This is a genomic window from Luteimonas sp. TWI662 (assembly GCF_039673825.1).
GTDB lineage: Bacteria > Pseudomonadota > Gammaproteobacteria > Xanthomonadales > Xanthomonadaceae > Luteimonas.
In genome coordinates, this window is the sequence record NZ_JBDJMI010000001.1 from 440,071 (window position 1) to 451,822 (window position 11,752).

Here is an 11,752-nt window from a genome sequence, read left to right on the forward strand (position 1 = left end):
GGCGCATGACGAATCCGGACGCGGGACCCGCCGAAGCGGCGGAGGTGCTCTACCAGGGCGACTGGCTGCGGCTGGTGCGCCGAGGCAAGTGGGAATCGTGCGAGCGCACCCACGGCGGCAACGGCATGGCGGTGCTGATCATTGCGGTCACGCCGGACGACGAGGTGCTGTTCGTCGAGCAGTTCCGGGTGCCGCTGGGAGCGCGCACGATCGAGATGCCGGCCGGTCTGGTCGGCGACCGCGGTAGCTCCGACGCACTCGAAGACGCGGCCAGGCGCGAACTGATCGAAGAGACCGGCTGGTCGGCCGGCCGCATCGATGTGCTGCTGACCGGCCCGACGACGGCGGGGATGAGCAGCGAGCGCGTGGCGTTCGTCCGTGCCCGCGAGCTGACCCGGGTCGGCGCCGGCGGCGGCATCGACGACGAGGACATCATCGTCCACGCCGTACCGCGCGCCAGTGCGCCGGCCTGGCTGATGCGCAAGCATGCCGAAGGCTATGAGCTCGACCTCAAACTCTGGGCAGGGCTTTGGATGATCGACCACGAGCCTGACGGCACCCGGGTCGACTGACGGCCACCGGCCGGGCCTGCGCCCGGCACCGTCTGCGCTCAGGCCTTCTTGAGGAACTCGGTGCGCAGCACCAGGCCCTTGACCTTCTCGGCGTTGCACTCGATCAGGTCGGCGTCGTCAGTGAGACGGATGTTCTTGACCAGCGTGCCGCGCTTGAGCGTGACGCTGGTGCCCTTGACCTTGAGGTCCTTGATCAGCGTGACCGAGTCGCCATCGGCGAGCGTGGTGCCGTTGCTGTCCTTGACGACGAGGGTGTCTTCTTCCGACATGGTGCGATGTCCCGTGGTGCGCGCCGGCGTCCGGCGCATCGATGAAGGCGTGCCACACGCGGGTGCGTGAGCAAGAGCACGTGCGCCCGCGGCTGCGGGCGCACAGTGGATCAGGCGAAGCGGTCGGTCGCGCGGACCAGCGCGTCGATGTTCTCGGCCTCGAACGCCGAGTGACCCGACGCCGGCGTGATCACCAGCTCGGCCTTCGGCCAGACCTGGTGCAGGTCCCAGGCGTTCTGCACCGGGCAGACGACGTCATAGCGGCCGTGCACGATGACGCCGGGGATGTCGACGATGCGGTAGGCGTCGCGCAGCAGCTGGTCGTCGACCTCGAAGAAGCCGCCGTTGACGAAGTAGTGGTTCTCGATACGCGCAAATGCGAGCGCGAACTGCGCATCGGCGTGGCTGTCGGCGAAGTCCTCGTCGATGTGCAAGAAGCTCGTGGCGCCTTCCCAGACGCTCCACGCGCGCGCAGCGTCCAGGCGCACGCCCTCGTCGTCGCTGGTCAGGCGCTTGTGGAATGCAGCGATCAGGTCGCCGCGCTCGTTCTGCGGAATCGCGGCGATGTACTGCTGCCAGGCCTCCGGGAACAGCCGCGATGCGCCTTCCTGGTAGAACCATTCCAGTTCGTCGCGACGCAGCATGAAGATGCCGCGCAGGACCAGTTCGGTGACCCGGCGCGCGTGACGCTGGGCGTAGGCCAGCGCCAGCGTCGACCCCCACGAGCCACCGAAGACCTGCCACTGCTCGATGCCCAGGTGCTCGCGCAGGCGCTCGATGTCGGCGACCAGATCCCAGGTGGTGTTGGCGACCAGATCGGCATGCGGCGTCGAGCGTCCCGCGCCACGCTGGTCGAACAGCACGATGCGGTACTTCGCCGGATCGTGGAAGCAGCGCATCTTCGGGCTGCAACCGCCGCCCGGACCGCCGTGCAGCAGCACGACCGGCTTGCCCTTCGGGTTGCCGCACTGTTCGTAGTAGAGGACGTGTCGATCGTCGACGGCCAGCGAACCGGTGTCGTAGGGTTCGATGGCAGGATAGAGCTGTCGCATGCACGGGCATCCGAAAAGGAACCGGCCGCCATTCTAACAGCCGCGGTCAGGTGCCTTCGGCGCGTCCGAAGGTCACGCGGTCGCGCTGCTCGAGATCGCGCACGGTCGCCACCTCGCCAAGCCCGGCCGCTTCGAACAGCGCGCGCACTGCCGCACCCTGCGCCAGCCCATGTTCGACCAGCAACCAGCCGCCGGGGCGCAGATGCGCACAGGCGCCACCGGCCAGCACGCGGATCGCATCGAGGCCGTCGTCGCCGGAGGCCAGCGCGGTTGGCGGCTCGAAGCGCAGATCGCCGCGGGCCAGGTGGGGATCGTCCGCCTCGATGTACGGCGGGTTGCTGACCAACACATCGAAGCGGCGGCCTGCGAGCGGCGCGTACCAGTCGCCGGCCAGGAACGTCACGCGCGCCAGCTCCAGTTCGGCGGCATTGGCGCGCGCGACGGCGAGTGCGTCTTCACTTGAATCGGTCGCGACCACCTCGACGTCCGGACGCTCGACCGCAAGCGCGAGCGCAACCGCACCGCTGCCGGTGCCCAGGTCGGCGACCGCGGCGCCGGGCCCGGCCGGCAGCCGTGCCAGCGCCAGTTCGACCAGCCGCTCGGTCTCGGGTCGAGGAATCAGCGTCGCCGGGGACACCGCCAGGTCGAACCGCCAGAACCCACGACGGCCGATCAGGTAGGCGACCGGCTCGCCCGCAGCGCGGCGCGCCACCAAAGCCTCGAAGCGCGCGGCCTGCGCCGGCTCGATGGGGGCGTCGCCGTGCGCGAACAGCCAGCTGTGCGAGCGCTCGACGGCATGCGCGAGCAGCCAGCGGGCGTCGGTGGCGTCGATACGCGACGCGGCGGCGCGCAGCAGCGCATCGAGTCGGGGAGAAGACGTAGCCATGACTTCACATCGTAGCGGTGCGGACGCCGGCATGGTGGCCGCCTTCTCGCTTGAGCGACCGCCGATGCCTTCATCGCTGCGCATCTGCCTTGCGGCGCTGTTCGCGCTCACGCTCTGCGCCTGCCAGAGCGCGTTCTTCGCAGTGGTCAACCGACACAGCGAACGCCCCGCGGCCAGCGCGGTCTACGACGTCGACCGCGCGCTGTCGCTCGACATCTACCGGCCGGCCGCACCGGTCAGCGGCGCACCCGTCGTGGTGTTCTTCTATGGCGGTGCGTGGCGGCATGGCCGCCGGGCGCAGTACCGCTTCGTCGGCAGCCGGTTGGCGCAGCACGGCATCGTCGCGATCATTGCCGACTACCGCACGTATCCGGCGGCCTGCTTTCCCGATTTCGTCGGCGACGCGGCGCGGGCGGTGCGCTGGACCCGCGATCACGTACAGGCGTACGGCGGCGATCCGCGACGGCTGTTCGTTGCCGGGCACTCGGCCGGCGCGCAGATCGCGGCGCTGCTGGGCACCGATGCGCGCCATCTTGCGGCGGTCGGCATGGCACCGCGCGATCTGGCCGGGGTGATCGGCCTGGCCGGCCCCTATGACTTTGCGATCGGCCCGCGCCTGGCGCCGGTGTTCGGACCGCGCGCGCAATGGCCCGACGCGATGGCGCTGCGGTTCGTCGATGGCGACGAGCCGCCATTCCTGTTGGTGCACGGCGATGCCGACCGCACGGTCGACGTGGACAACAGCCGGCGCCTGGACGCCGCGCTACGCGGTCACGGCGAGGCCTCGACGCTGCGGGTCTTGCCCGGCGCGCATCATTTCGCGCCCGCAGCGGCGTTCTACAACCCGGCGCGAGCGCCAACGGTGCTGCCCGCGGTGCTGGACTTCGTATCCACGACGAGGCCGACATCAGCGTCCGGACCAGATGCTGCCCGCAACGCGGCGGGCGCGCTGACCAACTGAGGGTCTTCTTTTGGGGGGGAGGGAAGACTAATTCTCCAGTTCAGACCGGCCACTGCCCGCCGACAGAAGCCGCTTTCCCCTCTTTCGGGGCCGCTTCGCGGTCCGGCAACGCGACGCACGCGTGGCGTTCGCATGCTTGACTCGGCCGCGCGCACCTCACAAAACCGGGGGTCCAAAACCGGGGTCAGAGTGCAATTTTAGCCCCGCGAAATTTCACTCAGACCCCGGTTTTATCCTGACGGATCGAGCCGGGTCGTATTGTCGCGTGGCCGGACCGTGCAGCGGCCTTGCCGAGGGGAGAGCGGTTTCCGGCCAGCAGGCGGCTGCCCGTCCGGAGCAAAGCCCGTCCTCGCGCTTGCAGACAGACAAAATGAAGGCGGCCGAAGCCGCCTTCAAAGATTCCGTGACACGTGTGGGAGGGAGGTACGGACACGGAACGGAGTGTGCGGCCTGGACCGCCTGGGCGAGTCACCGATATTGCGTCGACCGGCCCCTTGCGCCTGATATTGCTGCAGTGCAACAGCCATTGCAAGCGTTTTCATGGGCAAATCCGCCCATCCGCAAACGATAGCCTGAACCTATCGATAGGATTCAACTTATCGATTTTACATATCGATAGAGCGCGCCTAACCTATGCCCAGCCGGTCTCTCCGGCCGCCGGCCGTTCACGGCCGCACCCTCTTCACCCAAGGAGTTTCCATGTCCCTCATCAACACCGAGATCAAGCCGTTCAAGGCCACTGCGTTCCAGAACGGCGAGTTCGTCGAAGTCAGCAACGAGAGCCTGAAGGGCAAGTGGTCGGTGCTGATCTTCATGCCGGCCGCCTTCACCTTCAATTGCCCGACCGAGGTCGAGGACGCCGCCGAGCATTACGCCGAGTTCCAGAAGGCCGGCGCCGAGGTCTACATCGTCACCACCGACACGCACTTCTCGCACAAGGTGTGGCACGAGACCTCGCCGGCCGTCGGCAAGGCGCAGTTCCCGCTGGTCGGCGACCCGACCCATCAGCTGACCCGCGCGTTCGGCGTGCACATCGAGGAAGAAGGCCTCGCGCTGCGCGGTACCTTCGTCATCAACCCCGAAGGCGTGATCAAGACGCTGGAGATCCACGACAACGCCATCGCCCGCGATGTCACCGAGACCTTGCGCAAGCTCAAGGCCGCGCAGTACGTCGCCGCCAATCCGAACGAGGTCTGCCCGGCCAAGTGGAAGGAAGGCGAGAAGACCTTGGCACCGTCGCTGGATCTGGTCGGCAAGATCTGATCCGCGTGCCGGCCGCGGCGCGTGCCGCGGCCGCCTCCATCCCCGCCTCGGGGATGGAGGCGAACCGGAGCCCGTGCACAACGCGCGGTTTCCGGTTCGCCTCCCTCCCGCCGCCCGATGCGCGATCACGGCGCGTCGCGCGCCGCCCACCCTGCCTCCAGGAGCCGTCCATGTTGGAAGCCGACCTCAAAGCCCAGCTCAAGGGCTACCTGGCCCGCGCCGTGCGCCCGATCCACATCGTGGCCTCGCTCGACGACAGCCCCAAGTCTGACGAGCTGCGCAGTCTGCTCGACGATCTCGCCCAAGCCAGCGATCGCATCACGATCGATGTGGGCGGTGACGATGCGCGGCGCCCGTCGTTTGCGCTGACCTCACCCGGTCACGACATCTCGCTGCGCTTCGCCGGCCTGCCGATGGGGCATGAGTTCACCTCGCTGGTGCTGGCGCTGCTGCAGGTCGGCGGCCATCCTTCGAAGGCCGCGCAGGAGACACTCGAGCAGGTCGCCGCGCTCGAGGGCGACTACCTGTTCGAAACCTATTACTCGTTGTCGTGCCAGAACTGCCCGGACGTGGTGCAGGCGCTGAATCTGGCGGCCGTGCTCAATCCGCGCATCCGCCACGTGGCCATCGACGGCGCCCTGTTCCAGGACGAGGTCGAGGCGCGCGAGATCATGTCGGTGCCGACCGTGTTCCTCAACGGCGAGAAGTTCGATCAGGGCCGGATGACGCTCGAGCAGATCGTCGCCAAGCTCGACACTGGCGCTGCGAAGCGCGAGGCCGCGAAGATCGCCGACAAGGCACCGTTCGAGGTGCTGGTCGTGGGCGGTGGCCCGGCCGGCGCGGCTGCGGCGATCTACGCCGCGCGCAAGGGCATCCGCACCGGCATCGCCGCCGAGCGTTTCGGCGGCCAGGTGCTCGACACGATGGCGATCGAGAATTTCATCTCGGTCAAGGAGACCGAGGGCCCGAAGCTCGCCGCTGCGCTCGAGCAGCACGTGCGCGAGTACGAGGTCGACATCATGACCCTGCAGCGCGGGACGCGTCTGGTGCCGGCCGGCGACGACGGGCTGATCGAGGTGCAGTTGGAGAACGGCGCCTCGCTGCGCTCGCGCAGCGTGGTACTGGCCACCGGCGCGCGCTGGCGGCAGATGAACGTGCCGGGCGAGGATCAATACCGCAACAAGGGCGTGGCCTACTGTCCGCATTGCGACGGGCCGCTGTTCAAGGGCAAGCGCGTGGCGGTGATCGGCGGCGGCAACTCCGGCGTCGAGGCCGCGATCGACCTGGCCGGCATCGTTGCCCACGTCACGCTGATCGAGTTCGACGCGCAGCTGCGCGCCGACGAGGTGCTGCAGCGCAAGCTGCGCAGCCTGGCGAACGTGCGCATCGTCACCAGCGCGCAGACGACCGAGGTGCTCGGCGACGGCAGCCGCGTCAATGGCCTGGTGTACCGCGACCGCGTTGGCGGCAGCGACCACCGTGTCGAGCTCGAAGGCGTGTTCGTGCAGATCGGCCTGCTGCCCAACACCGAATGGTTGAAGGGCGTGGTCGAGTTGAGTCCGCGCGGCGAGATCGTCGTCGATGCCCGCGGCCAGACCAGCGTGCCGGGCGTGTTCGCCGCCGGCGATGCGACCACCGTGCCCTACAAGCAGATCGTCATCGCGATGGGCGAAGGGTCGAAGGCGGCACTGAGCGCGTTCGACCATCTGATCCGGCACTCGGCGCCGGCCGCTCAGGCGGCGGCCGCCTGAGCATGGGCGCGCCCGCGCACCATGCGGCCTGCCCGATCGTCGCATCGCGGCGACCGGGCAGCGCGTCGGCGCAGGGCAATTGGAGCGCACAGCGATGAACCTGCGGGATCTGCGCTACTTCGTCGCATTGGCCGAACATCGGCATTTCGGCCGCGCCGCCGCCAGTTGCTTCGTCAGCCAGCCGACGCTGTCGACGCAGATCCGCAAGCTGGAAGAGGAACTGGGCGTGGCGCTGGTGGAGCGGGCGCCGCGCAAGGTCATGCTGACGCCGACCGGCCAGCAGATCGCCGAGCGCGCGCGTCGGATCGTCGCCGACATCGAACAGATGAAGGACGTCGCGCGGCGCAGCGCCGACCCCGAGGCCGGCTCGATCCGGCTCGGCGTGTTTCCCACGCTCGGTCCCTATCTGCTGCCGCACGCCGTGCCGCTGGTGCGCGCACGCTTCCCCGAACTCGAGCTGCTGCTGATCGAGGAAAAGAGCGACGTGCTGCTGTCTCGGCTGCACGACGGCCGGCTCGACGCGGCGATTCTCGCCCTGCCGCTCGACGATGAGCAGTTGCACACGCAGTTCCTGTTCGAAGAGCCCTTCGTGCTCGCGGTATCCGACCGTCATCCGCTGGCCGCGCAGGACCGCCTGGACCTGCCGGCGCTGTCGCAGCAGAAGCTGCTGCTGCTCGAGGACGGGCACTGCATGCGCGAGCAGGCGCTGGATGTGTGCCGGTTGTCGGGCGCCGCCGAGCACGCGGAGTTCCGCGCCACGAGCCTGGAGACGCTGCGCCAGATGGTCGCCGCAAACGTCGGCGTGACCCTGCTGCCGGTGCTCGCGACCAAACCACCGGTGGCGCCGTCGCCGCACCTGCACTTGCTCGATTTCAGCGATACCCGCCCGACGCGCCGGATCGCGATGGTGTGGCGCCGCAGCTCGGCGATGCACGAATTCCTGCTGCGACTGGCCGAGGCGCTGCGCGCGCTGCCGGCCGGCTTGCTCGACCCGGCGGCGCCGCGCGCCGCCTGAGCTTTCCGCGCGTCGGCGACGCTACAGCGCCACGCCCACCGGGCAGGCGACGCCGGTGCCGCCCAGCCCGCAGTAGCCGCCCGGATGCTTGTGCAGATACTGCTGGTGCTCGTCCTCGGCGTAGTAGAACGTCGGCGCGGGCGGCCCCGCGAGCTCGGTGGTGATCGCCGGAAAGCCCGCGGCCTGCAACCCCGCCTGGTAGGCATCGCGGCTGCGCACCGCCAGCGCATGCTGGTCGGCGGTGGTGCAGTAGATCGCCGAGCGGTACTGGGTACCGACGTCGTTGCCCTGACGCATGCCCTGGGTGGGATCGTGGCCTTCCCAGAACAGCTGCAGCAGATGCTCGAAGGCGACCTGCGCCGGGTCGTAGACCACCAGCACGACCTCGGCATGCCCGGTCTGGCCCGAGCACACCTCGCGGTAGGTCGGGTTGGGGGTCAGCCCGCCGGCGTAGCCGACCGCCGTCGTCACCACGCCGGGCAGCGACCAGAACTTGCGCTCCGCGCCCCAGAAGCAGCCCATGCCGAACTGCACCTGTTCCAGGCCGTCGAAGGCATCGCGCAGCGGACGGCCATGCACGGCATGCGCGTTGTGCAGCGGCAGCGGCGTGTCGCGGCCGGGCAGTGCGTCCTGCGCCCGTGGCAGGCGCTGCTTCCACGCTCCGATTCCCAGCATCGTCCAACCCTCCTGCGGATGCGGCCGGTCGCCGCTCCTCATGGATGCGGCATCCCGACCCGGGGTTCAAGGGCGCTGCGGCTGCGAGGCCCGTGCGCGATCGCGGCCCTTCAGCCCGGCGAGGAAGATGCCGGCCAGGGTACACGCCAGCCCCAGCCATTCGCGCGGCACCGTCGGTCGCTGCAGCACCACCAGATCGAGCACGAACGCGCAGACCGGCTGGGCGAGCAACAACAGGCCCACCAGCGCGACCGGCAACTGCTGCATCGCCCGCGAGATCAGCATCCAGCTCAGGCAGTGCCCGAGCCCGGCCAGCAACAGCAACCAGACCAGGGCACGCCAGCCGGGAATCGCAAACGACACGCCCTCGGCCAGACCCGCCAGGCCCAGCAGCACCGCACACAGCAACGACACCAGCGCCAGCACCTGCGCGATCGGCGCGGCGCGCAGCGGCGCCAACCGCAGCCCGGCGCGCTGCACCTGGCGCAGACCGATGTTGTAGACCGCGTAGCACAGCCCGGTTCCCAGCCCCAGCCACACGCCCCAGCGGTAGTCGGCCGGCAGCGTGGCCCAGTCGGCGCCCAGCAGCAGCCACAGCCCCGCGAACGCGAGCACGATGCCGCTCAAAAAGCGCGGCCCCAGTCGTTCGCCAAACAGCAGCATGCCGGCCAGCGCCATGAAGAACACCTGCGCGTTCGCCAGCAGCGTCGCCAGGCCGGGGCCGATCAGCAGGATGCTGCGATGCCATAACCACAGATCGGCCGCAAACGCGGCGGCAGGCAGCAATGCCAGCCACCACAGTCGCGCAGGAATGGGCCGCCAATCGCGGCGCAGCGCGACCCACAGGATCAGCAGCGCGCCAGCGAACAGCATGCGGTAGAACGCCGAAATCGTCGGCGGCGTGCCGGCCAGGCGCACCATCAGGCCATTGCTGCCGATCAATACGGCGCCGGCCAGCATGCTCGCGAGCGCGGCGCGGCCGGCGGGAACCTCCTGCATGGCACCAATCCGACGATGGGGGAACGGCAGCGTAGCAGCGCCCTGCCCCCGGCCAGCACCTCAGGCGAACACCGCCGGCGCCATCCGGACGCGGTTCCTGCCCTCGTGCTTGGCGGCGTAGAGCGCCTTGTCTGCGCGCGCCAGTGTCTCGGCGGCGGTGCGCTCGCCGCGGCGTCGGGTCGCGATGCCGATGCTGACCGACAGCCCGACGCGTGCGCCTTCGTGGCGGACATCGACCTCCTCGACCGCCATGCGCATGCGCTCGCCGATGATCCGCGCCCTTGCGCCCTCCAGGCCCGGCAGCACGACGATGAACTCCTCGCCGCCGTAGCGGCCGAACACCGCGCCGTCGCTCAACGCGCCCTGCAGCGCGGCAGCAACCCGGCGCAGGCAGTCGTCGCCGCAGGCATGGCCATACCGGTCGTTGACCGACTTGAAGTGGTCCAGATCGACGAACAGCACCGACACCGGCCGTTCGTCGCGGACCGCATCGGCGAAGATCCGCGCCACCCACTGATCGAGCATGCGGCGGTTCATCGTCCCGGTCAGCGCGTCCATCTCCGCCGAACGGCGCAGCTTGAGCGCGGCCGCCGCCTGGTCGACGTGCTGCTGCACCAGCCGCAGCAGCTCGGCGATCAGCGCCATGTCCTCGGGCAGGAATCCAGCGTCGCCGGCACGACGCATCACCAGCACGCCCCAGACCGGCGTACGCATCTGCAACGGCACCCACGCCTCGATCGCCGGCCCGCGCCCCTCCTCTGGCGCGGGTTGCTGGGTCGCCACACCTGCCACGGCCAGCCGGCGCAGGGCCTGTTCGCGCGAGCCCAGGCTGCGTTCGACGCGCGCGGCCACACCGACCGGCTCGACGAACACCCGGTCCACGCCAAGATAGCCACGCAGCATCACCGCGCACGACTCGGCAGGCACCAAGGGCATCAGGTGTTCGACCAGCAAGCGAAAGCCGCAGGCCGGCAGGTCCACCGCGTCCAGTCCGTCAAGCTGGGCCTGCAGGGCGGCCGACAGGTTCGCGCGGGCGGCCTCCCGCCGCATGCGGCGCTCGGTCTCCAGCCGCGCGATCCGGTCGCGGTCGCGCTGGTCGCGGTAGTCGCCGATGCGCTGCACCAGCGCCAGGCCCAACACCAGCACGAAGGCCACCGCGCCGCCCTGATACCCCAGATGGACGAGCGGTACGTCGGGGACGAGCCCGTGCCGGACCAGCGCCGCCCAGGCGCCGGCGACGACGGGCACCAGCGCGGTCACCAGCAGCCAGCCGGACAGCACGACACCGCGGCGGGCGCCGTCGACCAGCATTGCCAGCCCAGCAACGCCTGCCAGCAGCCAGCCGTACGCGGTGATGCGTTCCATGACGCCATCGAGCGCCGGCAGGCGCAGGGCACAGACTACGGCCAGCGCCGTCAACACGCCCCCCAACACGCGGACGATGCCCACCAGACGATCGCCGCGCCCGGGCATCGCGTAGGCACGCACCAGCGACAGCCAGACCGCGGCATACAGCAGGGCCAGGGCCGAGACGCCCTGCTCGCGCCACGCCCCCAGCAGCGACGCGCCGGGCAACCCGTACAGATGCCCGTTGCGGGCCTGCAGCAGCAGCACCAACACGACCACATAGCCGAAGAACCCGACGAACAGGCGGTCGCGCGAGGCGTGCGCCAGTGCCAGCGCCATCGCCGCCAGGGCCATCAGCCCGCCGTAGACCGCACCGGCCAGCGCGACGCCCGAGCGCTCGATCCGTCGCACATCGACAGCGCGGGCCAACACCGGCCGCATCGTCGCCGGGAGCGGCCGGTCGGCATGCAGCGTCAGTTCCACCGGGCCTTGCCAGTCCGGCAACACGAAGCCGTAGCCGGTCGGCAACATGCCCTCGTCATCGCCGACCCGAAAGAAGCCGCGCGGCTCGCTGTGCCAGCCATCGGCTGCGTACAACTGCAGCCCCTCGACCATCTCGCGGGGAAACCACAGCGCCCAGCGTCCGCCGGCGGCATCGCCGCTGGGCAGCGTGAAGCGCAAGCGCGCCTCGACCTCGGGGGCCGCATCGGGCGCGGGCGCCAGGATCTCGACCGCGCGGCGCTCACCCGGCCGCAACTGGGTGGAGGCGACCAACGCGACGAACAGGCCCAGCAATAACAGCAGGCAGCCGGCCAGTACCCAACCATGGCCGGGAATCGCACGCGCACGTTCGCTGCTCGTCATCGGCGGCCCTCTCGCACACGCCAGCGCGCGGCCGACGCATCGTCGCCCACGCGTTGCCCGCGCGCGTTGTCGCTGTCGCGCTGCATCCTGCTCCTTCC

10 protein-coding genes and 1 pseudogene are annotated in these 11,752 nt (G+C 69.8%); 5 read left to right on the forward strand and 6 right to left on the reverse strand.

Annotated elements, in window-relative coordinates:
- The first annotated feature begins 5 nt into the window (after positions 1-5).
- Entirely contained in the window at positions 6-572 is a 567-nt protein-coding gene (locus tag ABE488_RS02205; protein ID WP_346446940.1) for an NUDIX hydrolase, read from the forward strand.
- Between the two features lie 38 nt (positions 573-610).
- Here ABE488_RS02205 and ABE488_RS02210 read toward each other — a convergent pair.
- The 3 genes and pseudogenes from ABE488_RS02210 to prmC all read right to left on the reverse strand — a co-directional run.
- Positions 611-829 (reverse strand): annotated as a pseudogene (locus ABE488_RS02210) (alkylphosphonate utilization protein); the annotation flags it as partial.
- Positions 830-951: 122 nt separating this feature from the next.
- Positions 952-1,893 (reverse strand): prolyl aminopeptidase, encoded by a 942-nt coding sequence (pip, locus tag ABE488_RS02215; RefSeq protein WP_346446941.1) that lies wholly within the window; start codon positions 1,891-1,893, stop codon positions 952-954.
- Between the two features lie 46 nt (positions 1,894-1,939).
- The gene (gene prmC / locus ABE488_RS02220) at positions 1,940-2,779 is read right to left on the reverse strand and encodes a peptide chain release factor N(5)-glutamine methyltransferase (protein WP_346446943.1); all 840 of its coding nucleotides are present in this window, start codon (positions 2,777-2,779) and stop codon (positions 1,940-1,942) included.
- A gap of 64 nt (positions 2,780-2,843) precedes the next feature.
- Between prmC and ABE488_RS02225 the strand changes: the two genes are divergently transcribed.
- The 4 genes from ABE488_RS02225 (at position 2,844) to ABE488_RS02240 (ending at position 7,769) form a co-directional block, all read left to right on the forward strand.
- Positions 2,844-3,740 carry an alpha/beta hydrolase gene (locus ABE488_RS02225; protein ID WP_346446944.1) on the forward strand — a complete coding sequence of 299 codons (897 nt, stop codon included), beginning with the start codon at positions 2,844-2,846 and terminating at the stop codon, positions 3,738-3,740.
- Between the two features lie 699 nt (positions 3,741-4,439).
- Entirely contained in the window at positions 4,440-5,003 is a 564-nt protein-coding gene (ahpC, locus tag ABE488_RS02230) for an alkyl hydroperoxide reductase subunit C (RefSeq protein WP_346446945.1), read from the forward strand.
- A gap of 170 nt (positions 5,004-5,173) precedes the next feature.
- On the forward strand, positions 5,174-6,754 hold the full coding sequence (gene ahpF, locus ABE488_RS02235; protein ID WP_346442946.1) for an alkyl hydroperoxide reductase subunit F: 1,581 nt from the start codon (positions 5,174-5,176) through the stop codon (positions 6,752-6,754).
- 94 nt (positions 6,755-6,848) lie between these two features.
- Positions 6,849-7,769, forward strand: coding sequence for a LysR substrate-binding domain-containing protein (locus ABE488_RS02240; protein WP_346442948.1), 921 nt, complete (start codon positions 6,849-6,851; stop codon positions 7,767-7,769).
- 21 nt (positions 7,770-7,790) lie between these two features.
- Here ABE488_RS02240 and msrA read toward each other — a convergent pair whose 3' ends face one another.
- From msrA to ABE488_RS02255, 3 genes are all read right to left on the reverse strand, one after another.
- The gene (msrA, locus tag ABE488_RS02245; RefSeq protein WP_346442949.1) at positions 7,791-8,444 is read right to left on the reverse strand and encodes a peptide-methionine (S)-S-oxide reductase MsrA; all 654 of its coding nucleotides are present in this window, start codon (positions 8,442-8,444) and stop codon (positions 7,791-7,793) included.
- Between the two features lie 66 nt (positions 8,445-8,510).
- The gene (locus ABE488_RS02250; RefSeq protein WP_346446948.1) at positions 8,511-9,443 is read right to left on the reverse strand and encodes a DMT family transporter; all 933 of its coding nucleotides are present in this window, start codon (positions 9,441-9,443) and stop codon (positions 8,511-8,513) included.
- A 60-nt stretch (positions 9,444-9,503) separates the two neighbouring features.
- Complete coding sequence (locus ABE488_RS02255; protein ID WP_346442952.1) at positions 9,504-11,654, reverse strand: diguanylate cyclase; 2,151 nt, start codon at positions 11,652-11,654, stop codon at positions 9,504-9,506.
- Positions 11,655-11,752 lie beyond the last annotated feature (98 nt).